This window comes from Hansschlegelia beijingensis (genome assembly GCF_014196425.1).
In the GTDB taxonomy this organism is placed as follows: Bacteria; Pseudomonadota; Alphaproteobacteria; order Rhizobiales; family Methylopilaceae; genus Methylopila; species Methylopila beijingensis.
Genome location: NZ_JACIDR010000001.1, coordinates 1,100,723 through 1,126,287 on the forward strand (window position 1 = coordinate 1,100,723; position 25,565 = coordinate 1,126,287).

The 25,565-nt window shown below is 70.6% G+C and carries 24 protein-coding genes; 11 read left to right on the forward strand and 13 right to left on the reverse strand.

Translation table 11 applies throughout. The features are described from left to right. Positions 1-4 precede the first annotated feature (4 nt). From cobU to GGR24_RS05165, 5 genes are all read left to right on the forward strand, one after another. Entirely contained in the window at positions 5-544 is a 540-nt protein-coding gene (gene cobU / locus GGR24_RS05145; protein ID WP_183394165.1) for a bifunctional adenosylcobinamide kinase/adenosylcobinamide-phosphate guanylyltransferase, read from the forward strand. After that, positions 541-1,581 (forward strand): cobalamin biosynthesis protein CobW, encoded by a 1,041-nt coding sequence (gene cobW, locus GGR24_RS05150; RefSeq protein WP_183394166.1) that lies wholly within the window; start codon positions 541-543, stop codon positions 1,579-1,581. The genes cobU and cobW overlap by 4 nt, the downstream gene beginning before the upstream one ends. Before the next feature lie 129 nt (positions 1,582-1,710). Further along, positions 1,711-5,454 (forward strand): cobaltochelatase subunit CobN, encoded by a 3,744-nt coding sequence (gene cobN, locus GGR24_RS05155; RefSeq protein ID WP_183394167.1) that lies wholly within the window; start codon positions 1,711-1,713, stop codon positions 5,452-5,454. After that, a complete protein-coding gene (gene cobO / locus GGR24_RS05160) occupies positions 5,451-6,056 on the forward strand; it encodes a cob(I)yrinic acid a,c-diamide adenosyltransferase (protein ID WP_183394168.1) in 606 nt (201 codons plus the stop codon). Before cobN ends, cobO begins: the two co-directional genes overlap by 4 nt. 67 nt (positions 6,057-6,123) lie before the next feature. Beyond that, entirely contained in the window at positions 6,124-7,572 is a 1,449-nt protein-coding gene (locus GGR24_RS05165) for a cobyric acid synthase (RefSeq protein WP_183394495.1), read from the forward strand. Between the two features lie 4 nt (positions 7,573-7,576). On the opposite strand, the gene cbiB is transcribed toward GGR24_RS05165, so the two are convergent. Then, on the reverse strand, positions 7,577-8,557 hold the full coding sequence (gene cbiB, locus GGR24_RS05170; RefSeq protein WP_246397938.1) for an adenosylcobinamide-phosphate synthase CbiB: 981 nt from the start codon (positions 8,555-8,557) through the stop codon (positions 7,577-7,579). Positions 8,558-8,560: 3 nt separating this feature from the next. After that, complete coding sequence (cobD, locus tag GGR24_RS05175; RefSeq protein ID WP_183394169.1) at positions 8,561-9,556, reverse strand: threonine-phosphate decarboxylase CobD; 996 nt, start codon at positions 9,554-9,556, stop codon at positions 8,561-8,563. Between the two features lie 104 nt (positions 9,557-9,660). On the opposite strand from cobD, the gene GGR24_RS05180 reads away from it, so the two are divergent. Then, positions 9,661-10,131 carry a DUF1636 family protein gene (locus tag GGR24_RS05180; protein WP_183394170.1) on the forward strand — a complete coding sequence of 157 codons (471 nt, stop codon included), beginning with the start codon at positions 9,661-9,663 and terminating at the stop codon, positions 10,129-10,131. On the opposite strand, the gene GGR24_RS05185 is transcribed toward GGR24_RS05180, so the two are convergent. Together GGR24_RS05185 and cobA are read right to left on the reverse strand one after the other, a co-directional pair. Further along, complete coding sequence (locus tag GGR24_RS05185; RefSeq protein ID WP_183394171.1) at positions 10,069-11,376, reverse strand: cobyrinic acid a,c-diamide synthase CobB; 1,308 nt, start codon at positions 11,374-11,376, stop codon at positions 10,069-10,071. The two genes, GGR24_RS05180 and GGR24_RS05185, sit on opposite strands and share 63 nt — an antisense overlap. Then, entirely contained in the window at positions 11,373-12,143 is a 771-nt protein-coding gene (gene cobA / locus GGR24_RS05190; RefSeq protein ID WP_246397939.1) for a uroporphyrinogen-III C-methyltransferase, read from the reverse strand. The genes GGR24_RS05185 and cobA overlap by 4 nt, the downstream gene beginning before the upstream one ends. A gap of 165 nt (positions 12,144-12,308) precedes the next feature. On the opposite strand from cobA, the gene GGR24_RS05195 reads away from it, so the two are divergent. The 3 genes from GGR24_RS05195 to cobM are packed head-to-tail and all read left to right on the forward strand — an operon-like array spanning position 12,309 to position 15,101. After that, the gene (locus GGR24_RS05195; RefSeq protein ID WP_343066199.1) at positions 12,309-13,052 is read left to right on the forward strand and encodes a cobalt-precorrin-6A reductase; all 744 of its coding nucleotides are present in this window, start codon (positions 12,309-12,311) and stop codon (positions 13,050-13,052) included. 35 nt (positions 13,053-13,087) lie between these two features. Continuing rightward, on the forward strand, positions 13,088-14,338 hold the full coding sequence (cbiE, locus tag GGR24_RS05200; RefSeq protein ID WP_183394174.1) for a precorrin-6y C5,15-methyltransferase (decarboxylating) subunit CbiE: 1,251 nt from the start codon (positions 13,088-13,090) through the stop codon (positions 14,336-14,338). Positions 14,339-14,342: 4 nt separating this feature from the next. Beyond that, the gene (gene cobM, locus GGR24_RS05205; RefSeq protein WP_183394175.1) at positions 14,343-15,101 is read left to right on the forward strand and encodes a precorrin-4 C(11)-methyltransferase; all 759 of its coding nucleotides are present in this window, start codon (positions 14,343-14,345) and stop codon (positions 15,099-15,101) included. Between the two features lie 11 nt (positions 15,102-15,112). Here the strand turns inward: cobM and GGR24_RS05210 are convergent, their stop codons facing one another. The 5 genes from GGR24_RS05210 to GGR24_RS05230 form a co-directional block, all read right to left on the reverse strand. Then, positions 15,113-16,210, reverse strand: coding sequence for a cobalt-precorrin-5B (C(1))-methyltransferase (locus GGR24_RS05210; protein WP_183394176.1), 1,098 nt, complete (start codon positions 16,208-16,210; stop codon positions 15,113-15,115). Positions 16,211-16,219: 9 nt separating this feature from the next. Continuing rightward, positions 16,220-17,902, reverse strand: a complete 1,683-nt coding sequence (gene cobJ / locus GGR24_RS05215) for a precorrin-3B C(17)-methyltransferase (protein ID WP_183394177.1) — start codon at positions 17,900-17,902, stop codon at positions 16,220-16,222. Further along, positions 17,899-18,624 carry a precorrin-2 C(20)-methyltransferase gene (locus GGR24_RS05220; protein ID WP_183394178.1) on the reverse strand — a complete coding sequence of 242 codons (726 nt, stop codon included), beginning with the start codon at positions 18,622-18,624 and terminating at the stop codon, positions 17,899-17,901. The genes cobJ and GGR24_RS05220 overlap by 4 nt, the downstream gene beginning before the upstream one ends. After that, a complete protein-coding gene (locus GGR24_RS05225; protein ID WP_183394179.1) occupies positions 18,621-19,244 on the reverse strand; it encodes a precorrin-8X methylmutase in 624 nt (207 codons plus the stop codon). Before GGR24_RS05225 ends, GGR24_RS05220 begins: the two co-directional genes overlap by 4 nt. 75 nt (positions 19,245-19,319) lie before the next feature. Next, positions 19,320-20,573, reverse strand: a complete 1,254-nt coding sequence (locus tag GGR24_RS05230; protein WP_183394180.1) for a hypothetical protein — start codon at positions 20,571-20,573, stop codon at positions 19,320-19,322. 153 nt (positions 20,574-20,726) lie between these two features. Between GGR24_RS05230 and GGR24_RS05235 the strand changes: the two genes are divergently transcribed. After that, positions 20,727-21,116, forward strand: a complete 390-nt coding sequence (locus GGR24_RS05235; protein WP_183394181.1) for a hypothetical protein — start codon at positions 20,727-20,729, stop codon at positions 21,114-21,116. Between the two features lie 60 nt (positions 21,117-21,176). On the opposite strand, the gene GGR24_RS05240 is transcribed toward GGR24_RS05235, so the two are convergent. Then, positions 21,177-22,157, reverse strand: coding sequence for a Bug family tripartite tricarboxylate transporter substrate binding protein (locus GGR24_RS05240; protein ID WP_428978213.1), 981 nt, complete (start codon positions 22,155-22,157; stop codon positions 21,177-21,179). A 122-nt stretch (positions 22,158-22,279) separates the two neighbouring features. Then, positions 22,280-23,518 (reverse strand): lytic murein transglycosylase, encoded by a 1,239-nt coding sequence (locus GGR24_RS05245; protein ID WP_183394498.1) that lies wholly within the window; start codon positions 23,516-23,518, stop codon positions 22,280-22,282. A gap of 248 nt (positions 23,519-23,766) precedes the next feature. Here GGR24_RS05245 and GGR24_RS05250 point away from each other — a divergent pair, with 248 nt between their 5' ends. Further along, positions 23,767-23,976, forward strand: a complete 210-nt coding sequence (locus tag GGR24_RS05250) for a hypothetical protein (protein ID WP_183394182.1) — start codon at positions 23,767-23,769, stop codon at positions 23,974-23,976. A 7-nt stretch (positions 23,977-23,983) separates the two neighbouring features. Here GGR24_RS05250 and GGR24_RS05255 read toward each other — a convergent pair whose 3' ends face one another. Beyond that, a complete protein-coding gene (locus GGR24_RS05255; protein WP_183394183.1) occupies positions 23,984-24,808 on the reverse strand; it encodes a CDP-alcohol phosphatidyltransferase family protein in 825 nt (274 codons plus the stop codon). Positions 24,809-24,810: 2 nt separating this feature from the next. Next, positions 24,811-25,518: a phosphatidylserine decarboxylase gene (locus GGR24_RS05260; RefSeq protein WP_183394184.1), complete on the reverse strand. Its 708-nt coding sequence runs from the start codon at positions 25,516-25,518 to the stop codon at positions 24,811-24,813. Positions 25,519-25,565: the final 47 nt, after the last annotated feature.

The window sequence follows — 25,565 nt, forward strand, 5'->3', positions numbered from 1 at the left end:
GCAGATGACCGCGCCCGCCCTGCGCGGGGTCACGCTCATCCTCGGCGGCGCCCGCTCAGGCAAAAGCCGCTTTGCTGAAGAGCTGGTCGAGGCGACTGGCTTCGACCGCCTCTATGTCGCGACCGCCGCTGCTTATGACGAGGAGATGGCCGTCCGGATCGCCGAGCACAAAGCGCGGCGGGCCGGGTGGCGCACGGTGGAGGCCCAGCGTGGGCTCGCCGCGGTGCTCAGGACCGAGTCGGGGCCGGAGCGGGCGATCCTCGTCGATTGCCTGACCCTGTGGCTCAGCAATCTGTTGCTCGCCGGCGTCGAGCCGGCGGGGGAGGTCGAAGGACTGCTCGAGGCCCTGCGCGCCGCGCGGGGGCCCGTGGTTCTCGTCTCAAACGAGGTCGGCTTCGGGATCGTGCCCGACAACGCCCTCGCCCGTGCATTCCGTGACCATCAGGGCCGGCTGAACCAGCGTGTCGCCGCCCTCGCAGACCGTGTGACCCTCGTCGCCGCCGGCTTGCCTCTTGACCTCAAGCTCCCGAAGGAGCCGCAATGACCGCCCCCGCAAAGATCCCAGCCACCGTCGTCACCGGCTTCCTCGGCGCCGGCAAGACCACGCTGATCCGTCATCTGATCGCTAACGCCGGTGGGCGCCGCATCGCGCTGATCGTCAACGAGTTCGGCGACGTGGGGATCGACGGCGAGGTGCTGAGGGCCTGCGCCAGCGAGGCCTGCGCCGAGGAGGACATCGTCGAACTCGCCAATGGCTGCATCTGCTGCACGGTCGCCGACGACTTCATCCCCGCGATGGAGACGATTCTCGCGCGCACGGTTCAGCCCGACCACATCGTCATCGAGACGTCGGGCCTCGCCCTGCCGCAACCGCTCGTGCGTGCTTTTCGATGGCCGGAGATCGCCACGCGCGTGACGGTCGACGGGGTCGTGACCGTAGTGGACGGCCCCGCGGTGCGCGCGGGCCGCTTCGCGCATGACGAGGAAGCCGTCGCGGCGCAGCGCGCCGCCGACGAGACGCTCGATCATGAGGATCCGATCGAGGAGCTGTTCGAGGATCAGGTGCGTTCGGCAGACCTCCTGGTGCTGCACAAGGCGGACCTCATGTCGGAGGAAGACGTCGAGGCCGTGAAGACGGAAGTGCTCGCTCACGCGAGCGCCGGCGTCCGCGTGGTCGCGGCCGCAAATGGCGCGCTCCCCGCGGAGGTGCTGCTCGGGCTGACGGGCAATGTGGAGGATAGGATCGACGAGCGCCCGACGACGCACGAGATGGAGGGCGAGACGCAGCACGACCACGACGATTTCGAGAGCTTCGTCGTCGAGGCGCCCGAAGCCCTCGACGCCGCCGAGATTGAGGCGCGCATCCGCAAGGTGCTCGACGCGCACGACGTGCTGAGGCTGAAGGGCTTCGTGCCGGTCGCCGGCAAGGCGGCGCGCCTCGTGATCCAGGCCGTCGGCTCCCGTGTCGACGCCTATTTCGATCGTCCCTGGCGCGAGGGCGAAGCCCGGCGGGGCCGGCTGGTCGTCATCGGCGAGAAGGGGATCGATCAGCGGGCGATCGCGACCGGTCTCGCGGGCTGACCGAAGCCCAGCGGCGCCCGAACGCGTCGAAGAGGCAGATGGAATGAACCGCAGGCGCTCGTGTCGGCGCATTGCGGTTCGGCGGTCCCGGCTCAGGCCGGGACATGATGTCGAACTGGCTGGAAACGCATGCATCTCCTGAAGGCCCAGGGACAGCCGATTGGCGATGGCGCGGAGGCGGTCGATCTCGGCCTGTCGCCGGCTGACATCGTGATCGTGTCTGCGGCCGACACCGAGATCGCCGGCCTCGCGGCGGCGCATGAGGCGCTCGGGCCTCTCGCCCCGAGCCTGAGGCTCGCGAGTCTCCAGAAGCTTCGCCACAACATGTCGGTCGACCTGTTCCTCGAGAACACCGTCGCGCGTTCGAAGCTGTTGGTGCTGCGCCTGCTCGGAGGCGCCTCCTACTGGCCCTATGGCCTCGATGAGAGCATCCGCATCGCGCGGCGGCATGGGGTGAAGCTCGCCGTCATGCCCGGCTGCGGCAACGCCGATGCCGAGCTGATCGCGCGCTCCACCCTGCCCGCGCCCCAGGTCGAGCGGCTGTGGCGGGCGCTCGTGGAGGGCGGACCGGGCAATCTGACGCTCGCGTTGCGGGGCTGCGCTGCGCTCCTCGACGGGCGGGAGCTCGAGGAGGAGCCGTCAGCCATTCCGGCCGCCGGGCTGTTCTGGCCCGAGATCGCTCAGCCGGAGCTCGCCGCAATCCGGGCGCGCTGGCCGGACGGCGCTCCGGTCGCGCCGATCGTGTTCTACCGGGCGCAGTTCCAGGCCGGCGACGTCGCGCCAGTGGCTGCGCTGGTCGCCGCGCTCCTTGAGCGCGGTCTCGCGCCGCTTCCGATCTATGTCTCGTCCCTCAAGGACGCCTCCGCCGCGGGCTTCGTGCGGGATATTTTTGCGGCGACGAGGCCTGACGTGGTGCTCAACGCGACCGCGTTCGCGGTTTCGAAGCCGGGAGGGGCGTGGGACGCCACCCCGCTCGATTCGGCCGACGCGCCGGTGCTGCAGCTGGTGTTCGCTGGCATGGACCGCCGCACGTGGGAAGGCTCCCCCCGAGGGCTCGGCGCGCGCGATCTCGCCATGTCGGTGTCATTGCCCGAGATCGACGGCCGCCTCATGACGCGCGCCGTGGCTTTCAAGTCGGCCGGCCGGATCGACAAGGCCACGGAGACCGAGGTTGTCGCGCTCGAACCGGCGCACGACCGCGTCGGGTTCGTGGCGGATCTCGCCGCGAACTGGGCTCGCTTGCGCCGCGCTGCGCCTGCGGACCGCAGGATCGCGCTCGTGCTGGCGAACTATCCGACCGGCGCCGCCCGGCTCGCCAACGGCGTCGGCCTCGACACGCCGCAAAGCACGGCCGTGATTCTGGAGACGCTGCGGGAAGCTGGTTATGCGGCTGGCGACGCGCCCCCGGCCGGTCCCCAGGTGATCCGGGACATGACTGAGGCGCTCGCGTGGAGCGCTGCGGCGGAGGGTGAAGCGGGCGCGACGCTGCCGCTCGCCAGCTATGAGCGCTTCCTGTCAGGCATTCCGGCGGCGGCGCGCGAGAGGATTTTCGGCCGCTGGGGCCCCCCGGAGGATGATCCGAGCTTCGATCGACGCTCTGGCGGGTTCCGTCTCGCGCTGCGCCGCTACGACAACCTTGTGTTGGGCGTGCAGCCTTCGCGCGGCTTCGACGTCGACCCGAAGGCGGCGCACCACGACCCCGACCTCCCCCCGCCGCACGGGCATCTGGCCTTCTACTGCTGGCTGCGCGAAGCGTTCGGGGCGCATGCGGTCGTGCACGTCGGCAAACACGGCAATCTGGAATGGCTGCCGGGCAAGGCATTGGCGCTGTCGGAGGAGTGCTTTCCGGAGATCGCGCTCGGTCCCCTGCCCCACGTCTATCCGTTCATCGTCAACGATCCCGGCGAGGGCGCGGCGGCCAAGCGGCGCGCCGCGGCCGTCATCGTCGACCACCTCACCCCGCCTCTCGCCCGGGCCGAGGGGACGGCTGCGTTGCGCGAGGTCGAGACGCTGGTCGATGAGTACGCCGAGGCGGAAGGCCTCGACCCGCGCCGCGCGAAGCTGCTGGGCAAGGAGATCCTGTCGCGAGCGGCGGATCTCGGGCTCGATCGGGACTGCGGCTTCTCGATAGCGGACGACCCGGACGACGCGCTGACCAAGCTTGACGCCTTTCTGTGCGAGGTGAAGGAGCTTCAGGTCCGCAACGGCCTGCACGTTTTCGGCCGCTCGCCCCTGGGTCCCCGGCGCGCCGAACTCCTGGCGGCCCTCGCCCGCCCGCCGCGCGGGCCGCTTCCGGGAGACGCTTCCCTGACGCGCGCGCTCGCAGCCGATCTGGGGCTCGTCGGCTTCGACCCTCTCGCCCCGGATTTCTCGGCTCGATGGGACGGGCCGCGGCCCGAGCCGCTGGCGGGAACAAGCTCCGATGCGTGGCGAACCGTCGGCGACACTGTCGAGCGGCTGGAGAAGCTGGCGCTGGCGCTGGTCGAGCAGGCGGCGTCCTCCGGCGCCGCAAGCGGCGACGCGGCCTTGTGCTCACTGCCTCGAACCGCGGCGGTGCTGCACGAGATCGCGACGGTGATCGCGCCCCGCGTGGACGCCAGCGGCGCGGCGGAGGTCGAAGGCCTGTTGCGCGCCCTCGACGGCCGCTTCGTGCCGCCCGGACCGTCCGGCGCGCCGACCCGCGCCCGCCTCGACGCGCTGCCGACGGGCCGCAACTTCTTCGCCCTCGACCCGCGCTCGGCTCCGACCGAAGCCGCCTGGCGACTTGGACGCGCCGCCGCCGACCTGCTCTGCCGTCGGCATTTCCAAGACAATGGCGAGTGGCCGCGGCGGCTCGCAATCTCGGCCTGGGGCACGGCGAACATGCGAACCGGCGGCGACGACGTCGCGCAGGCGCTGGCGCTGATCGGGGTCGCACCGCAATGGGAGGCCGGATCCAGCCGCGTCGTAGGCCTCGAGATCCTGCCCCTCTCCGATCTCGGGCGTCCCCGCGTTGACGTGCTCTTCCGAATCTCGGGCTTCTTCCGCGACGCTTTCCCGTTCCAGATCGACATGATCGATGAGGCTGTCCGCCTCGTAGGGGCCTTGGGGGAGACCGACGAGGACAACCCCATCGCGGCCCGGCTGCGTTCGGAGCGCGCCGCCGGCGGCGTCGGGCACTCGATCTTCGGGGCGAGGCCGGGTGCGTACGGAACGGGGCTCGCGCCGCTGCTGAACGAAGGCGCGTGGGAAAGCCGCGCGGATCTGGCGGACGCCTATCTGGCGGCGAGCGGCTTCGCTTACGGACAGGGCGTGGAAGGCGCGCCGGCGCGTCCGGCGCTGGAGAGAATGGCGTCGTCGGTCGACGCTGTGATCCAGACCCAGGACGCTCGCGAGTACGATCTGCTCGACTCGGACGACGTCCATGAGTTCGCCGGCGGCCTCTCCGCCGCGGTCGAGAAGATCTCTGGCGCGGCGCCGCCCGTCTATCATCTCGACACCTCCCGCACGGAAACCCCGCTCGTGCGGTCGCTTCAGGAAGAGCTCGCGGTGGTGGTGCGCGCCCGCGCCACGAACCCCAAGTGGATCGCCGCGATGCGCGAGCACGGCCAAAAAGGGGCGGCCGAGATGCTCGCGACGGTGCAGAACCTTTCGGGGTTCGCGGCGACGACGGACGCCGTCGCCAGTCATCAGTATGACGCGCTCTACGACGCCTATCTCGCGGACGAGCAGGTCCGCCGCTTCATGGCCGAGGCGAACCCCGCCGCCCTTGAGGCGATGGCGCGGGCGTTCCTCGACGCAGAGCGACGCGGCTTCTGGCGCCCGAAGCGGAACAGCGCCCATGGCGAGCTCGAGCGGCTCGCCCAGCCGACCAGAACGGAGGTTCGAGCATGACGACCGCGGACGGCGCCCGGCACGCCGAGAAGATGAAGGCCCGCAAGGCGCATCAGGACAAGATCGTCGCAGAGCGGCAGGCCGAGAAGGGGCTGCTGATCGTCCACACCGGAAAGGGCAAGGGAAAGTCCACCGCGGCCTTCGGCATGGCGATGCGCGCGATCGCGCACGGCATGAAGGTGGGCGTCGTCCAGTTCATCAAAGGACCGTGGGAATCGGGCGAGCGCGACCTGCTGCGCAAGTTTCCGGAGCAGGTGGAGGTTCACGCCATGGGCGAAGGCTTCACTTGGGAGACGCAGGACCGCGAGCGGGACATCCGGGCCGCCCGAGAGGCCTGGGAAATGTCGAAGCGGTTCATCTCCGATCCCGACATCCGGCTCGTGATCCTCGACGAGCTCAACATCGTGCTGCGCTACGACTACCTGGATCTCGACGAGGTGCTGGCGGCGATCGCGGCGCGCCCGGCCGATACGCACGTGGTGGTGACAGGACGGAATGCGAAGGAGCCGCTGATCGAGGCCGCCGACCTCGTGACCGAGATGACTCAGGTGAAGCATCCCTTCCGCGACGGCGTGAAGGCGCAGGCCGGCATCGAGTTTTGAGCGCACGCAGGAGCGGCGCGCGGCGAGCTGCGGAGGCTTGGGCCTCGTGAACCGGACGCCGGCGATCATGTTTCAGGGCACCGGCTCAAATGTCGGCAAGTCCCTGATCGTGGCGGGTCTCTGCCGCGCATTCGCGCGACGCGGGCTCTCGGTCGCGCCGTTCAAGCCGCAGAACATGTCGAACAACGCGGCCGTAACGGCCGATGGCGGCGAGATCGGGCGCGCTCAGGCGCTGCAGGCCCGCGCCGCCGGGCGCGAGCCGATCGTGGACATGAACCCGGTGCTGTTGAAGCCCGAGAGCGACACAGGCAGCCAGGTCGTCGTGCAGGGCCGAAGGATCGGCAGCTACAAGGGCCGCGCCTACACGGCGCTCAAGCCCACCCTGATGCCCGCGGTGCTCGAAAGCTTCGATCGTCTGGCGGCGACGGCGGACCTCGTGCTGGTGGAAGGCGCAGGCAGCGCCGCCGAGGTGAACCTGCGCGCCGGCGACATCGCCAATATGGGCTTCGCCGAAGCCGCCGATACGCCGGTCGTCGTGATCGGTGACATCGACCGGGGCGGCGTGATCGCGACGCTGGTCGGCGCCCACGCGCTGCTGCCGGCATCGGACCGCGAGCGCGTAAAAGGATTTCTGATCAACCGCTTCCGTGGCGACCTGAGCATGTTCGATGAAGGCATGCGGATCATCGAGCAGCACACGTTATGGCGCCCGCTCGGGATCGCGCCGTGGTTCGCCGACGCCGCGAAGCTTCCTGCCGAGGATTCGGCGGATCTCGCCTCCCGCGCCGGGAGGCCGGGAGGTCCGGTCAGGATCGTCGCGCTCGCGCTGCCCCGCATCGCGAACTTCGACGACCTCGATCCTCTTCGTCTCGAGCCGGAGGTCTCGCTTGATCTGCTGCCGCTCGGCGCGCCGATACCGGCCGACGTGGATCTCGTGCTCATCCCTGGCTCGAAGGCGACGATCGCCGATCTCGCCGCCCTGCGGGGCTGCGGCTGGGAGGAGGACATCAAGGCCCATGTCCGTCGCGGCGGCCGGGTTCTGGGTCTGTGTGGCGGCTACCAGATGCTTGGACGCAGCGTTTCGGATCCCGAAGGCGTCGAAGGGGCGCCGGGGTCATCCCGCGGCCTTGGCCTGCTCGACGTCGAGACGACGCTCGGGGGCGACAAGAGGCTGGCGCGCGTCAGCGGCCGGCATCGGGGCAGCGGCGAGGTGGTGGACGCCTACGAGATCCACATGGGCCGAACGGACGGGCCCGACGCCGCGAGGGCCCCGTTCGACGTCGGGGACCGGCCCGAAGGCGCCGCGGACGCGTCCGGTCGCGTCAGCGGCTGCTATCTGCACGGCGTGTTCGCGCAGGACGGTTTCCGCCGGGCGTTCCTGGCCGAGCTCGGCGCACGCCGCTCAGGCTTCGCCTACGAGGCCACGATCGAAGCCACCCTCGATCGCCTCGCTGACCACCTCGAAGCGCATCTCGACGTCGACGGACTGCTCGCTGTCGCAAACAGCCGCGTCTAGTTCGTCAGACGACGAGCGACGCCGCGCCCAGGATCGCCGCGATCATCGCCGCATGAACGAGGCAGGCCCAGCAGAACAGCTTCAGGGCTGCCGCGATGTCGGACGGCGTGGCGGTCTCACGGCCGCCAGCGTTCATCCAGGGATCATCGACGACCGCGCCCGAGTAGATCCGCGGGCCGCCGAGCGCGATGCCGAGCGCGCCGCCCATCGCGGCTTCCGGCCACCCCGCGTTCGGCGAGGCGTGAAGCCGCGCGTCGCGGCGCATGGCGCTGAGGGCGGCTTTGGCGGAACGGCCGGTCAGAGCCGCCGCGATCACGATCATCAGGCCGGAAAGCCGGGCCGGGATAAAGTTCGTCCAGTCGTCGAGCCGCGCCGAGGCTCGTCCGAAGGCCAGATGCCGCTCCGTCTTGTGGCCGATCATGCTGTCCGCCGTGTTCAGCGCCTTGTAGGCGAACAGGCCTGGCAGGCCGAGCAGCAGGCACCAGAACGCCGGGGCGACGACCCCGTCGGAGAAGTTCTCGGCGCAGGATTCGATCGCCGCGCGGGACACGCCGGCCTGGTCGAGCCGCTTCGGATCGCGTCCGACGATCATCGAGACGGCCTCCCGGGCGGCTGCGAGACCGCCGGCCTCGAACGCCGCCCTGACGGCTGCCACGTGCGTGTACAGGCTGCGTTGCGCGATCAGGATCGAGGCGATCGTCCCCTCGATCAGGACGCCGTAAGGCAGCCCGCCGAACGTCCAGGTCAGCAGGAAGCCGACCGCCGCGGCGCCCGATAGCAGGACGATGAGAGCCCACACGCCGCGCCTGCGGCGCACGCGCTCATCGAGCTCGAGCCTGTTGAGCCTCTTGTCGAGCCCACCGATCGCCGCGCCTGCGACGATCACCGGATGGGCGAGGCGTCGCCACACCCTGGCTGGGTCGCCGATGAGCGCGTCGAGCCCGAGCGCGATCAACACGACCATGGCGTTGTGGACCAGGAACAAGGTTCAGAGGGCCTTCTCGAAAGCCGCCTTGAGGGCCGTATCGAGTCGCTCGAACGCCTCATCGTCGCCTGGCAGGCCGAAGCGGAGGCAATCCGGTCGGTCGTCGAACCGGCGGCACCAGACGCCGGCGCGGGCGAGCGACTCGTGGACGGCGGCCGCGCGCGGATGGCGGCCGGCGCGGAAGAGGTCACAGCCCGAGAGTCCCGTAAAGCCCGCATGGGTGAGGAGGCCGTCGAGTCGCATGGCGTCTACGGTGAGGCGCAGCCGCATGGTGGCGATCCAAGCCTGGTCGGCGAGCGCCGTCAGGCCGGAGACGAGCGCAGGCCCGGAGACGGGCCAGGGTCCCAGCTCCCCCGCGAGTTCGCTGACCATCTCCTGATCGCCGGCCGCGAATCCGAGCCGAAGCCCGGGCAAGCCGAAGAACTTTCCGAACGAGCGCAGAACGACCACGCCGCGCGACGACAGCCTCCCGCCCAGCGCCACTTCTGGCGCCACGTCCGCATAGGTCTCGTCGACCACCAGAAGTCCCTCCCGCTCGGCGAGGCGCTCGGCGAGCTTCTGGAGCTTCTCGGGAGAGGTCGTCCGCCCGAACGGCGTGCTCGGGTTGACCAGAACGACGACGTCGGAGTCCTCCGCCGTCTGCATTTCGCAGATCGTGACCTCGTGGCCGGCGCGCGCCCAAACATAGGCGTGCTCCTCATAGGTCCTGCCGACCACCGCGACCGATCCGCGGACGCGCAGATAGGGCAGCAGCTGGATCATCGCCTGCGCCCCGGGTCCGGCGACGACCGGCACGTCTTCCGGCCATTCGTAGGCCTGCCGCGCCGTTCTCAGCAGGCTCTCCAGGTCTGGAGGCTCCGGAAGCCGGGTCAGCGACGAGGACGGGAACGGCGGCAGCTGGTAGGGGTGCGGGTTGACCCCGGTGGACAGGTCGAGCCATCCCTGCCGTGGTCGTCCATAGGCGGCTTCCGCCCGCGCCAGGTCACCGCCATGCCTCATACGATCCCCTTGGCCGCTCAGCTTTTGAAGTTCGGGCCGAATTGCGCCCGCGTCAACGCGGGCGAACCGGGACCGGCTAGGTATGGCCGCCGGCGGCAGAGTCGATGCTGATGCCCCGCACGGTCGTCACGATCTGCCGGACGTGCCGCCCAGAGGGGCATCCGGACACGTCCGAGCGGCCGGGCGCCGTTCTGGGGCGGGCGGTGCGGGATGCGCTGGCGAACGTTCCGACCGAGGCGCGGCTGGAGGTTCGGGCGATCGCCTGCCTGTCCGCCTGCTCGCGCGCCTGTTCGGCCGTCGTCGCGGCTCCGGGCAAGTTCTCCTATGTGATCGGAGATCTCGAGCCTGTCGACGCCGAGGCGCTGGTCGCTTTCGCGCTGAAACATGCCGAGAGCGCCGACGGAGTTCCGGCGTGGCGCGACAGACCCGCCAAAGTCAGAAAAAGCACGATCGCGCGCGTTCCGCCGGCAGGAATCGAGCACGCGCTCGTCGAGGCGGTCGACGAGTCGCCGTCAACCCACGTCGATGACGTGCAGGAACGAGCCGGAGACGAAATCGCGAACGAGACCGGCTGATCCGCCGCCGGGCAACCTGAACAGCGGCGGCCCCTCCTCGCTCACGACCGCCGCATAGTGGAACTCGTGGGCCCGGCAGACCGATCCGGCCGCGCCAAGGGGGCCCGGCGCGGCGAGTTCAGCGTGCCGGTAGCCGAGGTGCAGGCGGCGTTCGGCGAACGAGGTCTCAAGCGCGAGAAGGCCGAGCATCTCGTGCCGGACTCCATCGGCGTCGACCAGCCACTGCCCCAGCGTCATGTAGCCTCCGCATTCGCCGTAGATCACGGCGCCGGCGTCGCGCGCCGTCATGACGCCTTCGCGGAAGCGGCTCGCGCCGGCGAGGCACCCGGCGTGCAGCTCCGGGTAGCCCCCCGGCAGAAACACCGCATCCGCCTCAGCGCTCGGAGGCTCGTCGGCGAGCGGCGAGAAAAAGCTGAGCTCCGCGCCCGCCTCCCGCCAGCCCTCCAGCACATGCGGGTATGCGAAACGGAAGGCGAGGTCCCGCGCCACCGCGATGCGCGAGCCGAGCGGTGGGACGGGCGGCGGAAGGGCCGTGTAGAGCGGCGTCGGCGGAGCGCTGGCGAGCGACCGCAGCCGGTCCAGGTTCACGTTTCGGGCGACGAGCTCCGCCGCTGTCCGGATCAGGGTCTCGAGTTCTGGCAGTTCCTCGGCCTGGACAAGGCCGAGATGCCGGGATGGCGCCCGCAGGGCGGCGTTTCGCGGCAGGACGCCCAGCACCTCGACCCCGGCGGAGTCGCACCCTTCGCGCAGCAGGGCTTCATGCCGAGCGCTCGCCACCCTGTTCAGCACCACGCCGTCGATCGAGGGGCCGGCGGCGAAGTTGCGGAAGCCGGCCGCGACAGCGCCGACGGACTGCGCCATCCCTGAGGAGTCGATCACCAGCACCACCGGCGCGCTCAAGGTCGCCGCCACCTCGGCCGCCCCGCCGCGCCCCTCGACGCCGGGCTCCGCCGCCTGGTCGAACAGGCCCATGACGCCCTCGACCACGAGGATGTCCGCGCCCTGCCCCGCCTCCACGGCGAGCCGCAGGATACGGTCCCGCCGCATCGCCCACCCGTCCAGGTTCACCGAGGGGCGGCCTGTGGCCGCCTCGTGGAAGCGCGGATCGATGTAGTCCGGCCCGATCTTGGCGGACGCGACAGCGAGCCCCGCGTCGCGAAAGGCGCGCAGCAGCCCCAGCGTCAAAATGGTCTTTCCGGAGCCGCTCGAGGGCGCGGCGACCACGAATGTCGGCGCGCCGCTCATGCGATCGACTCGGCGAACGAGAAGGGGCTGAGGACCGGGGCGAGCGCCACCACCTCGCCCACGACGATCAACGCAGGCGCTTCGGCCCCCTCGGCGTCGCCGGCCGCCAGCCGTTCCAGCGTGGTGCGGATGACTTTCTGCCGGATGGTGGTGGCGTGGCAGACGATCGCCACCGGTTCTTCCGCCTGCCGGCCGGCGGCGAGCAGACGCGCGCCGATCTCACGCATCAGGCGGAAGCCCATATAGACGACCAGCACCGGCGACCCGGCCGCCAGCGCGGGCCAGTCGAGTCGCTCCGAGAGGCCGCCGCCGGCGTCATGCGCTGTGACGAACGTCACGGCCTGGTTGATCTCGCGGTGAGTCACCGGAATCCCGGCGGCGGCCAGACCGCCGACGCCCGCCGTCACCCCGGACGCGACCCGGAACGGGACGCCGGCGGCGACAAGCGCCTGAGCCTCCTCCGCGCCCCGGCCGAACACATACGGATCGCCGCCCTTCAGGCGCGCCACGCGTTTGCCCGCTCGCGCCGCCGTGACGAGCAGGCGGGTGATCTCCGGCTGTTTCGGCGAGGGACGGCCGGCGCGCTTGCCGACGAAGCTCAGTTCGGCGTCCGCGCGGGTGAGCCTCAAAACCTCCTCATTCACCAGCGCATCGAAGAACACGATGTCGGCTTGCGCGAGGGCCCAGGCGGCTTGCAACGTGAGAAGGCCAAGGTCGCCCGGTCCTGCGCCGACAAGCCAGACGCAGCCGCGCGGGAACGGCGGCATCGCCGCAGCGATCGCGTCAGGGAACGCGACGGACGCGCGAGGGAGGGTTGCGTGACGCAGATCGGAAGACATGCGGCGGACCATGACGAGTCACGTCGCGGCGCACAATCCTCCGGGCTGGAACGCGGAGGCTCCCCGGCCGCGACGCGCGGAGCAGCGCCTCGCGTGCTGGTGCTCGGCGGCTCGACCGAGGGCTTCGCCGCGGCCGAGGCGCTGGTGGCGCGCGGCTACGATGTGGTGACCTCCTTCGCCGGGCGCACGAAGCGGAGGCGCGACCCGCTCGGCGCGAGCCGGGTCGGCGGCTTCGGCGGCGTTGACGGTTTCGCCGCCTATCTGGCGGTCGAGGACATCGCGCTGGTGGTGGACGCCACGCATCCCTTCGCGTCGCGGATGAAGAGCAACGCCGCCGCGGCCTGTGCGGAGGTCGGCACGCCCTTGATCCACATCGACCGGCCCCAGTGGACGCGTCAGCCGGGCGATGACTGGCGAGTCGTGCCGGACGCCGCGGCGGCGGCCGAGCTCGCGCCGGCCTCGGATGGAGTGTGCTTCGTCACGCTCGGTCGGCAGCATGTGCATTGCTTCGAGCAGCGGCACGATCTCGAGCTTCTGTTCCGCGTCATCGATCCGCCCGAGCAGCCCTGCCGCCATCCCCGCGCCAGCTTCCTGTTCGATCGCGGGCCGTTCAGCGTCGAGGCCGAGCGCGCCTTGTTCGAGGAGCGGCGCGTGACCTGCCTCGTCACCAAGAACAGCGGGTCCTCGGCCGCGGAGGCCAAGCTCACCGTAGCCCGCGAGCGCGGCGTGCCGGTGATCATCGTCGATCGCCCCGCGCCCGTGGACGGACAGGTGTTCGCGACTGTCGATGAGGCCGTGGCGGCGGTCGCCAAGACGCTTGGTGCCCCGAGGGCGTGATAGCTTGCGGAGGTTCCGCCGCCTTGGAATCGCCGATGACCGCCGCCGCCCCCGCCGAACATCCCGCCGTCGCCCGCTGGCTGACCGTCATCGGCGTCGGCGAAGACGGGGCGGCGGCCCTCACTTGCGAAGCGCTGTCCGCGCTCCGGAAGGCCGAACTGGTCGTCGGGGGGGCGCGTCACCTCGCTCTGCTGCCCGCCGATCTCGCCCCGGCGGCGGAACGGCGGGCTTGGCCATCGCCGATGCTGCCGTTCCTCGATGAGATCGCGGGCTGGCGCGGCCGGCGGGTCGCGGTGCTCGCGAGCGGGGATCCGCTTCTGTACGGGGTTGCGGCGACGCTGCTCGGGCGTTTCGACCGGTCCGAGGTGACGGTGCTGCCGGCTGTGTCGGCCTACCAGCTCGCCTGCGCGGCGATGCTCTGGCCTGTGGCCGAAACGCAGCTCGTCTCGGCCTGCGGGCGGCCCATCGAGACGCTATCCCTCGCGCTGCACCATGGCGCGCGCATCGTGCTTTTCTCCGCCGACGGCTCGACGCCCTCGGCGGCGGCCGCGCTGCTCGCGGCGCAGGGCTATGGCGGGAGCCGGGTGACGGTGCTGGAGCGGCTCGGATCGCCAGACGCCGCGGCCACCGCCACCACTGCGAACGACATGGGGGAGCGGCGCTTCCACGCGCTCAACGCCGTCGCGATCGAAGCGGTCGCGGAGCCGGAAACGAAGGTTTTTCCGAGAACGCCCGGTCTGGCTGACGACGCCTTCGACAATGACGGCCAGATCACGCGCCGCGAAATTCGAGCCGTCACGCTCGCCCGGCTGGCCCCGATTCCGGGAGCGCTGCTCTGGGACGTCGGCGCCGGCTCGGGCTCCATCGGGATCGAATGGATGCGCGCTGCCGCGGGCGCGAGGGCGGTCGGCCTCGAACCCCGCCCGGACCGCGCGGCGCGCGCGAGAGAGAACGCCCGCCGGTTGGGCGTCCCGGGCCTGGAGATCCGGGAGCAGCGGGCGCCCGAAGGTCTTGAGGGCCTGCCGGCGCCGGACGCCGTCTTTCTCGGCGGAGGCGCAGGCGCCGAGGGGGTGATCGAGATCTGCTGGGAGGCCCTCAGGCCGGGAGGCCGGCTTGTCGCGAACGCCGTCACGCTCGAGACCGAGGCTCGGCTCGTCGCGGCTCACCGCAGGCTCGGCGGCGAGCTCGTCCGGATCGAGGCGTCCTATGCGGGCGCGGTCGGCGGGATGACCGGGTGGCGTCCAGCCATGCCGGTGACCCAATTCGCCGCCGTGAAGCCGCGTTGACGCCATGACCGTGTACTTCATCGGCGCCGGACCCGGCGACCCGGATCTCATCACGGTGCGAGGGCGCGATCTGATCGCGCGCTGCCCGGTCTGCCTCTACGCCGGCTCCCTTGTGCCGGCGGCCGTCGTCGCCTGCGCGCCTGCGGGTTCGCGCGTCGTGGACACCGCGGGCATGTCGCTTGAGGAAATCGTCTCGGAGTTCGAGCGCGCCGACACAGCCGGGCTCGACGTCGCGCGCGTTCATTCCGGCGATCCGTCGATCTATGGCGCGACCGCCGAGCAGTTCGCGGCGCTGCGGAAGCGCGACATCCCGTTCGAGATCGTGCCGGGGGTGCCGGCCTTTGCCGCCGCAGCCGCGCGTCTCGGCGTCGAGCTGACGGTTCCTGAGATCGCGCAGACCATCATTCTGAGCCGCCTCTCGGGCCGCGCGTCACGCATGCCCGAGACGGAAACACTCGAGATCATAGCGGCTTCGCGCGGAACCCTCGTGCTGCATCTCGCCGCCCGGCAACTTCCACGGATCGTCGAGGAGCTGACGCCGCTTTACGGTCCGGACTGTCCGGCTGCGCTGGTTGCGCGCGCGACCTGGCCGGACGAAGCCATCGCGCGCGGGACGCTCGGCACGATCGTCGCCGAAGCCGCTCCCCTCGGCGTCGAGCGCACCGCGCTGGTGATCGTCGGTCATGCTCTCAACGGCGTTTCATCAGCAAAAAGCGCGCTTTACGACGAGCGGTACGACCGGCATCTGAAGCCGCGCGAATAGACGTCGCTCGCCTATCCGGCGCGGCCGACGATGTTCCCTTCACGGTCGATGGCCAGCACCTCGATCGCGACCTCCGATCCCCTCAGGGCTGTCTTCGCCGCCTCGCGGGCTCGCTCCGCGACAGCGTCTCCGAGCCCCACTTCGTGGCCGAGCCGCAGCGCGGCGAGCCCGGTCGGCGCGGCGGCGATGCCGGCGACGACGTCGCGACCGGCGCCACGTTCCTCCGCCAGCCGCGCGAGCGCGGCGAGGTCCACCTGGCTCCGTCCGGAGTGCAGATCGAGCGCCCCTGCGGCGAGCTTGGACATCTTTGCGAACCCGCCCGCGATGGTGAGCTTCGGCACCGGATGGCTGCGGAGGTATTTGAGAAGCCCTCCGGCGAAGTCGCCCATGTCGATGATGGCGGTGTCCGGCAGGCCGTAAAGCCGCTTCAAGGCCGTCTCGGAGGTCGCCCCGACGCTCGCGCCGATATGCGGGTAGCCCGCCGCCCGCGCCACGTCGACGCCGCGATGGATCGAATGAATCCAGGCGGAGCAGGAGTAAGGCACCACGACACCCGTGGTGCCGAGCACCGAAAGCCCGCCCACGATGCCGAGCCGCGGGTTCCAGGTCTTGAGCGCCAGAGCCGCGCCGTCGCGGATCGAGATCTCGACCTCCGCGTCCCCTGTGGCCCCCTCGGCGGCCGCCACTTCAGCGATGGCCGCGCGCATCATCTCACGCGGCATGGGATTGATCGCCGGCTCGCCGGGCGGCAGGGGCAGTCCGGGCAGGGTCACTGTCCCGACCCCCTCGCCCGCGCGGAACACCACGCCGGTTCCCGGCGGAAGCAGGCGCACCCGCGACATGACCAGCGCGCCATGCGTCACGTCCGGATCGTCGCCGGCGTCCTTGATGACGCCCGCTCGCGCGTAATCGACGCCCTGCTCTTCCATGGCGAGGGCGAAGGCCGGCTGCTCGCCGCGTGGAAGCGTGATCTGCACGGGGTCCGGGAAAGATCCCGTCAGCAGAGCCGTGTAGGCGGCCTTGGTCGCCGCGGTGGCGCAGGCGCCGGTCGTCCAGCCGCGGCGGAGCGGTCGGCCGTCGTCCTGCGGAGCGTCGAGCGGGTCTTCCATCCCGGCACCCTACAGCGCCAGTGGCTCCTGCGTCTCTGACGCTGGCGCGGCCTCGTAGACGCGGGGCGTGAACATCCAGGGCCGTCCGTCGGCGCGCGCGAACACGCGGCTGCGCGACGATCCGACAAGCACGAGGGTGCGCATGTCCACGTCGTTCGGGTCGAGCGCGCCGAGCGTGATGATCGTCAGGCTCTCGCCCTCCCGCCCGACGTTGCGGGCGAGCGCCACGACGGTCTCGGGCGCGCGATGCCGCCTGAGCACGTCGAGCGCGGCCTCGAACTGCGGCTGGCGGCTGCGTGAGGTCGGATTGTAGAGGGCGAGGACGAAATCCGCGCGCGCTGCGGCTTCGAGCCTCTTCGCGATGATTTCCCAGGGCTTGAGAAGGTTCGACAACGAGATCACTGCGAAATCGTGGCCGAGCGGCGCGCCGAGCCGGGCCGCGGCGGCCTGCATGGCCGACACGCCGGGCGCCACCTCGACGGTGACGTTCGGCCAGCGCGCGGGCTCTGCGGCGAGCGCCTCCATGACGGCCGCCGCCATGCCGAAGATGCCGGCGTCGCCGGAGGAGACGACCGCCACCTCCCGGCCCTGTCCGGCGAGCACCAGCGCGGCCCGGGCCCGCTCGATCTCCACCCGATTGTCGGAGCCATGCCGGCGCTGGCCGGGCCTCTCCGGGACCATGGCGAGATAGACCTCGTAACCGACGAGATCGCTGGCGCGGTCGAGCGCGGCCGAAGCTTCCGGCGTCAGCCAGTCGCGCTCGCCCGGCCCCAATCCGACCACCGTCACGCGGCCCAGCGCGCGCCCGAAGGCGTCCGGCGAAACCGGCTCCGCGAACCGATGAATCCGCAGCCCCGGCTCACCGTGGAGAAGTTCGCCCTGCTCGATCCGCGACGCGACGACGCGGAGCGGGATGCCCCGCTCCGCAAGCCGCTCCACGAACCTGTGGTGGATCGGAGCGCCTTCCGGGGCCGTGGCGAGCGCCAGCGCCTCCGGCGCGATCTCAAGCCTCGCAAGCGCTTCGTCGAGACGCACAAGCGTGGCTTCGTCGGGCCTGTTGAATTCGGCCAGAACGACCTTCGGCCGGTAGAGCAGTCCCTCAGCCGGCGCAGCCGTTGCGGATGCGTCGACGCGCAACAGCACCCTTCCCTCGGCGTCGAGGGGCAGGTCCGAGTCGCGAATCCAGGGGGCGCCGCCCTCCAGCCGCGCCCGCTCTCCTGCAAGGAGCCGCGCGGTCACGGACTTCGCGTCGTCGGGATTGGCGAGGACATAGCCTTCAGGAGGCGCCTCCAGAATGACGCCGAAGCGCCGGGCGCCCGCGCCCGTGATCGCCGCCGTTCCGCCCAGCGCATTCGCGAGCGACCGGGCGAGCGCGTCTCCGCCGACGAGGCCGCCCAGCAACGGCACGACCAGTGCGCCGTCGTCGCTGACCGCCAGCACCGGCGGCTCCGCGCGCTTGTCCTGCAGCAGCGGCGCGACCAGGCGCACCAGGATGCCGGCGGCGCAGACGCCCACGATCGGGCGGCCGGCCCGGAAGAGCTCCGCGACGAGCGCGCTCGAATCCTCGAATGTGCGGTCAACCTGGTCGACGCGGCCGGCGAGTCCGAACGTCTCGCCCGAAACAGCGTCCGCCGCGCGCCGCGCCGTCGCGACCCCGGACACATTGAAGACGATGATCGCGGGACGGCTCACGGCGTTTCGCGGCTCGGCACGACGACGATGGAGAAGTATGGCACGGAGGCCGGATCGACTTCCGCGGCCCGCATCGTGCGCTCCCCTGCTTGGCTGGCGCGCTCGACATAGAAGGCGCGATCGAGCGCCCCGGCCGCCTCGAGCGCCGCACGGACCTTTCCGAAGGTCCGCCCGAGCTTCATCACGACGGCCGCGTCGGCCGCGGCGAGCCGCCGGGTGAGCTCTTCGGGTGGCAGGGTCCCGGGAATGACCGTGACGGTGTCCTTCCGCAGGCACAGGGGCCGTCCGAGCGCGACCGGCCCCGCCATCACCGAGGACACGCCGGGCGTGACGGTCGTCTCGTAACGGTCGTTCAGCCGCGCATGCCAGTAGATGAAGGAGCCATAGAAGAACGGGTCGCCCTCACAGAGCACGCAGACGTTGCGGCCGGCGTCGAGCAGCGAGGCGATCTCATCCGCGCTGCGGTCATAGAACGCGCGCATGACCTCAGGATACGAGGGCAGGTCCGCCTCGGGGCTCGCCGTTATCGGATAGACGAGAGGCAGGAGCTGCTGATCCGGCCGCAGATGCGGCCGCGCCGCCGACAGAGCGACGCCGTCACCGCGCTTCGCCACCGGATAGGCGATGACGTCCGCTTCCTGGATCAGCCGAAGCGCCTTGAGGGTCAGGAGTTCCGGATCGCCCGGGCCGACGCCGACGCCGGAAAGCCTGCCGGGCGTCATTCGCGGGGATCCGCCAGCGCGTTGAGGGCTGCGACGGTCATCGCGCTGCCGCCGCGCCGGCCGAGCAGCGTGATGAACGGCGCGCCGCGCGGGTTCCGCGCCAACTCGTCCTTCGACTCCGCCGCCCCGATGAAGCCGACCGGAAGGCCGACGATCGCCGCGGGCTTTGGCCAGCCCTCGTCCAGTCGGCCGAGCAGGTGGAACAGCGTCGTGGGAGCGTTGCCGACGGCGACGACCGCGCCCTCGATCCGGTCGCGCCAGAGTTCGACCGCCGCGGCGGACCGTGTCGTGCCGAGCTCCGTGGCAAGGCGCGGAGTGGCGGGATCGTCGAGGAGACAGATGACCTGATTGTCCGCCGGAAGCCGCGACCGGGTGACGCCGGACGCCACCATCTTGGCGTCGCAGAGGATCGGCGCGCCGCGTTGAAGAGCCCCGCGCGCAGCGTCCACGACCGTCGCGTCGAAGCGGATGTCGGCGGGCAGGTCCGTCATGCCGCAGGCATGAATCATGCGGACCACGACGCCTGCGACGTCCTCCGGGAGGCCGGAGAGGTCGCTCTCCGCCCGGATCGTCGCGAAAGAGCGGCGATAGATTTCGGCCCCGTCCCTGATGTAGTCCATCGCGCCCGCTTCAATTTCGCGACAGCCTTGTGACGGGACCCCCGCCGCATGGCAAGGCATTCCTTGGCGAACCGCCTAGCGGCCTCTGTGCGCGAGAAGCTCGAAAACGTCTCGCGCACTGACTGCGCCGCGGCGGTCGACGGGTTCCCCCGGCGCGCGGGGAGACGCGGCTCGATGCGCGCTCCAGCCCGGAGACTCTTCGGCGCCCAGCAGGAGCAGATCGGCCGTCGCGGCGCCTGCGCAGCCCCTTGGGCAACCGGAAAGATGCACCCGGACGGCAGCCGGCGGCAGCCGCCACGGCTCCGCCGCCGCCAACTCCAGGACCTCGCGGCCGAGTTCCTTGGCCGGCTCGCGCGCCCGGCTGCAACCGCCCGAGCCGGCGCAGGCGACGACCGTCAGACGTTCGGCGACGCCGAGCGGCGTGAAGCCGCGGCCGACGGATTGAGCGAGCCTCGCCTCGGCCACGGCATGGGACATGCCGAAGATGACGACAGCGGACCACGGCGCCAGCGCCAGCCAGCCCTCCCCGTCCAGCGCCGTCACGTCGGCGAGCCATTCGAGCATGGCTACGTCGAGCCTGCCGACCGGGACCGGGAGGCTGAGCGCGACCCGTTCCGAGCCGCGCTGGGGGACCAGACCAAGCCGCGGCGTGAGCTCCCGCGTGGCCAACGGCTCCGGCGCCTGCCGAACGCCGGGGACGGCCTGCAACGCGGACGTCAAAATCCTCGGATCGAGGTCGTGCGTCCGGGTTTGCGGCCCGGCAGCGGCGGCGGTCTGCGCGATTGCGAGCAGCGCGGCCACGCAAGACTGATCGTCCGCCGCTTCGACGAGCACGTCCCCCGCGGCGATGATCATCGTCCCCTGAGCCGCGGCCCGGCAGGACACGTCTGACGAGATCGCCGCGACGGCTGACCGGCCGCCCCCGTCGAGAACGAAGGAGAACTTGGGCGAGAGCGCGCCGATCCAGGACGCGGATCTGAGCCCTTCGTCGAGCGACGCCGTGATCGGTCGCATGTCGCGAACCTCCTCGGGATCAAGGCCCGAGAAGGGATCGAGGAGGATGTTGCGCCGCCGATCGGCAGGCCCCTCCACGAACAGATCTGCGGCGGAGAGCCTGGCGGCGAGAGCCGGGCCGGCTCCTTCGGGCATCCCGCGAATCTGGAGATTGGCGCGGCTGGTGAGATCAATGACCCCGGAGCCGAGCGTCGCCGCGGCTCCCGCCGTCGCGCGCGCCTGGGCCGCGCTGAGCCGCCCGCCGGGCGCCCGAATCCGTGCGAGCGCGCCGTCGGCCATCGCTGCGAGGTGAAGCACGCCCGGACAATCGGCCATGGTCCTTCCTCGCGGCTTCCACCCGCCGAAGCAAGCGCCGGCTTGATCCTTCGTGAGCGGCGGAATGTGCCGCGCTGCGGAACCCCCTCTTGGCGGGCACGTTGTACAAGCGATCGGCGGGTTTTCCGCCACGAACCTTTGCGAGGATCGATCATGGTGGACAGGAAGATGAGCCCGAGCGCGATGAGCCACGACGCCAGCTCTCAGCTGTCCGAGCTCAGAGCGACCGTTTCTGATCTTGCCGAGCGGGTGGGCGAGCTCAGCGCCGAGCGCGCCAGGGCGGCCCGGAACCGGGCCCGCTCGATGGCCCGCTCGGTCAGCGACTCCGCCAGCACCGTCTATGACGAGGGCGTGGACGCCCTCCACGCCGCGGGCGACAGCGCGCTGTACTATGGGCGGCGCGCCGGAACGGCGGTCCGAAACAATCCGGGCTTGTCCCTGCTTGGTCTTGCGGTCGGCGTCGGGGTCATCGCGGCGATCTGCTACGCGATGCAGGAGGACGACCGGCGCTGGTACGAGCGTCGACGCGGCGGCTGGTTCTGAGTCGTCCGCTCCCACGAGTTCTGAAAAAGGGCGGCGCCGCATGGCGCCGCCCTTTCTGCGTCAGTCGATCTGCGCGCCGGACTCCTTCACGATCGGCGCCCATTTCGCGAGTTCCTTCTGGACGTGCTCGCCCAGCGCCTCGGGGGTGGAGCCGACCACGGTCGCGCTGAAGTCGGCGAGCTTCGCCTTCACGGTCGGGTCGGCGACCGCCTGATTGGCGGCTGCGTTGAGGGCGTCGATGACCTCCTTCGGCGTGCCGGCCGGCGCGAACAGAGCGTTCCACGTGTAGGTGTCGTAGCCCGCGAGGCCACCCTCGGCGATCGTCGGCACGTCTGGGAACGACGGGGCGCGGGTGGCGGTGGTCACGCCGAGCGCGCGCAGCCGGCCGGACTTGATGTGCTCCGTCGAGGACGGAAGGTTGTCGAACATGATCGGCACCTGGCCGGCGATCACGTCGACCAGCGCCGGACCTGCGCCCTTGTAGGGAATGTGGATCATGTCCACCTCGCCGATCTTCTTGAACAGTTCGCCCGAGAGATGCAGCGGAGTCCCGTTGCCGGAGGACGCGTAAGCGTACTTGCCGGGCTCCTTCTTGAGCATCTCGACCAGCTCGGGGACCGACTTCGCCGGGAAGTTCGGATTGACGACCAGAACGTTCGGCACGATGGCGAGCAGCGAGATCGGCGCGAAATCTTTCGCGGCGTCATAGGGCATGCGCTTGTAGAGCGCGGGATTGAGCGCGTGGGTCGCGACGGTCCCCATCAGGATCGTGTAGCCGTCCGGATCCGCCTTCGCGACGGCCGCCGCGCCCAGATTGCCGCCTGCGCCCCCGCGGTTCTCGACCAGGACCTGTTGCTTCAGCGTCTCGCCCATCTTGGCGGCGACGAGGCGCGCCACGAGGTCCGTCGAGCCGCCCGGGGCGAAGGGCACGATCATCGTGATCGGCCGCGTCGGGAAGTCGGCGGCGGAGGCTTGGGACGCGCCCGCAAGCAGCGCAGCGGCCCCAAGCGCGCGCAACGCGCGCGTCATAACTCTCATCATCGGAACATTCCTCCTTCACGCGCCGCCCTTTGCGGGCGGTCTCCGGCTTCCGGCGGCGGGCGCCGGCGTAAAATCTGGCATGCCGCGCGCCGCCGGTCGACGGGCGGCGCGCGAAGAAGAGGCTAACGGCCGATCGCCCTGACGTCGCCGGCGTCGGGGAAACAGGTCGGCGCCCTGCCCTGGCCCGCCTGCCAGCGGCCGACGGCCACGCGGGTCCTGAAGCCGATGAGTCCGTCGGCGGTCCCGACGTCATGCCCTCGCGCCTCCAGCCGCCGCTGCATCGCGGCTATTTCGGCACGTCCCACTCCCTTGGGCGTGGTCCACTTGCCCTGGATCGGGGCTCCGCCCTTCAGCCGATCCGCCAGATGGCCGACGAACAGCGCGTAGAGGTCGGACTCGTTGTATTCCTTGAGGACATAGAAGTTCTTCGAGACGAGGAAGGCCGGGCCCGTGCGGCCCGCCGGCGTCATCAGGTGCAGCGTCGCATCCGGGGCTCCCGGGAGCGCGCCGTCCTTCGCCCGCGCCCCCAGCTTCGTCCATTCCGCTACGGTCTTGCCCTGGTCCGGTCCCTCGAGGGTGCAGGGAACGGACTCCGGCAGGTCGACCTCCGCCCCCCAGCGCCGACCCGGCGCCCAGCCGTGGCGCCGGAGATAATTCGCGATCGAGCCAAGGCTGTCCGGAACCGACTTCCAGATGTCCCTTGCCCCGTCGCCATCCATGTCGACGGCGTTGTCCAGGTATTTCGACGGCAGAAACTGAGGCTGGCCCATCGCGCCAGCCCAGGAGCTCTTCATCTCCTCGAGCGGGATGTGATCGCCCTCCAGGATCTTCAGCGCGGCGATCAGCTCGGGAAAGAACTGTTCCTTGCGAGCGCCCATGAAGGCCTCGGTCGCGAGCGCGCGGATCGCGACGTTCGGGATCTTGGCGCGTCCGAAGCGCGATTCCCGCGCCCATATCGCCACGACGATCTCGCGGGGCACGCCAAAGCGGCGCTCCACGGCGTCCAGCGTCTTGCTCCATCGCTTGAGCTCGACGCGCCCTTCGGCCGAAAGCGCCGCGAAGTTCGGCTCGGCCACGTACCGACCAGGATCGGCGAATTCAGGCTGGCGCTGAGGAGCGCTGTGCGGGGGCGCGCCGGGGGGCGCCAAATCGGGCAGACTCCAATCCAGCGTGAGGCCTCTTATCGCCCGATCGAACGTGTTCGCTGACACGCCGACCTTCAGCGCGGCGGGTCTCACCGTCGCACCGAGCCAGGACTGAAACTCAGCCTCCACCTGCGCGCGACCCGGGGGCGCTGCGTGGGCATATGCAGACGCAAGGCCCGCACAGGCGAGCGCAAGCCAGAACCACCTCCACAGCATCGTCAAAGCGAACTGCCAATTTCGGGGGCGCCGGGGGAGCGGATTTGCATGATCATTCCTCGATGACGAGAGGAACAGTTCCGATGACGGCTGCGTTCTGACAGCGCGTCTTCGGGGTGTCCGGAGAAGCGTCGGTCTTCGTCATCCTGCTCTTCTGAGTAGCTGCCGAATCGCCGAGCTGGCCTTAAGCTCTCATTAACCACGACAGCCTAGCGTCTTCTTCACGCAAAGCTGCAAGGACTCTGCCGATGCCGTCCGCTGCCGCCGCGTTCCGCGAGACTTCGAACAAGCTGCCCCACGGCTTGCCGGAGCCGAATGACTCCGTCGCCGAGATGCGCGCCTTTCTCGCCCGCACCCGACCGCAGTCGCCGTCCGAGGCGCTGCGGCTCCTGCGCAGCGCCTATCCGGATGCGCCGCTCGGCGCGCGGGTCGCAGCCTGCGGGCTCGCCCGGGACTGACCGCCTGTCAGCCCGCGGCCTTGGCGGCGGCCGCCTTGTCCTGCGCGACAAGCCGCCGGTGATGCATGAATGCGAAAGGCAGCGTGCCGAGGTAACCCAGCGTCAGGGCGGTGAGCACCAGCCACGGATATCCGATCAGGAGGGTCACGAACAACGCGCCGGCGATCAGCGCCGGGGCGACGTAGGCCCTGTTGATCCGAGAGCCGAGCTGTTTGCCCGACCATGTGGGGAACGGGCTCACCATCAGCAGGGCGATGCCGATGACGTAAGCGAGCACCACCGGCTCGCCGAGCGGCGTCCGCGGGAAGCCGAGAAAGCCGAGATAGATCGGCAGCAGGGACGAGATCGCGCCGGCCGGCGCCGGAACGCCTGTGAAGAAGGCCCCCGCCCATGACGGCTTCATCGGATCGTCGAGCGCGACATTGAAACGAGCCAGCCGCAGCGCGCCGGCGATCGCGAACACGAGCGAGCCGATCCACCCGATGTTCCCGAGGCCGTTCAGGCCCCAGAAGTAGAGGATCAGCGCCGGCGCGACGCCGAAGTTCACGAAGTCGGTGAGGCTGTCGAGCTCGGCGCCGAAGCGCGATGTGCCCTTCAGGAGGCGGGCCAGCCGGCCATCCACCCCATCGAGAGCGGCCGCGAGCACCACGAGGTAGACCGCGAGCTCGAGCCGGCCCTCAAGCGCCATGCGGATTCCGGTGAGCCCGGCGCACAGCGCCAGCAGGGTCACGAAGTTGGGGATCAGCAGCCTCAGCGGGACGCTGCGCAGACCGCGCCGCTTCTGGATCGGAGCCGCGGGAGAGTGGGCGTCCTGGCCGGGTGACAGGTCCATTCTCAGCCCTTCGCGAAGGCCCGGGTCTCGGGCGCAGCGGCGAGATCTGCGATGATCGTCTCGCCGGCGATCGTCTTCTGGCCAACCCCGACCAGCGGCGTCGCGCCGGCCGGCAGGTAGTGGTCGACCCGGCTGCCGAAGCGGATCAGGCCGAAGCGTTCGCCGGCCGCGAGCGAGTCCTCCTCCCGTACGAAGCAGACGATCCGGCGGGCGACCAGCCCGGCGATCTGCACCACGCCGATGCGACCCCGCAGGGATTCGATCACGAGGCCGTTGCGTTCATTGTCCTCGCTCGCCTTGTCGAGGTCGGCGTTGAGGAATTTGCCCGGCGTGTAGGCCACGCGCGTGACGCGCCCGGCGATTGGCGCGCGGTTCACGTGCACGTCGAACACGTTCATGAACACCGCGACGCGCGGCAGCGGCTCGGCGCCCAGCCCGAGCTCGGCAGGCGGGACGGCGGGGTTCACGTCGCAGACCGTGCCGTCCGCTCCGCTGACCACCAGCCCGTCGCGGATCGGCGTCACCCGGTTCGGATCGCGGAAGAACAGGGCGCACCAGATCGTCGCGCCCACGCCGATCCAGCCGAGCGGCTGCCAGATCAGGAACAGGATGAAAGCGACGATCGCGAAGATCGCGATGAACGGGCGTCCCTCGCGATGGATAGGAACCATCGCGCTGCGGATCGATTTGGTGACATCATCAAGGGCCATGGCGGCAGGTCTTACGCGATCGCTGCGCGGGAACCAAGCCAGCCAGT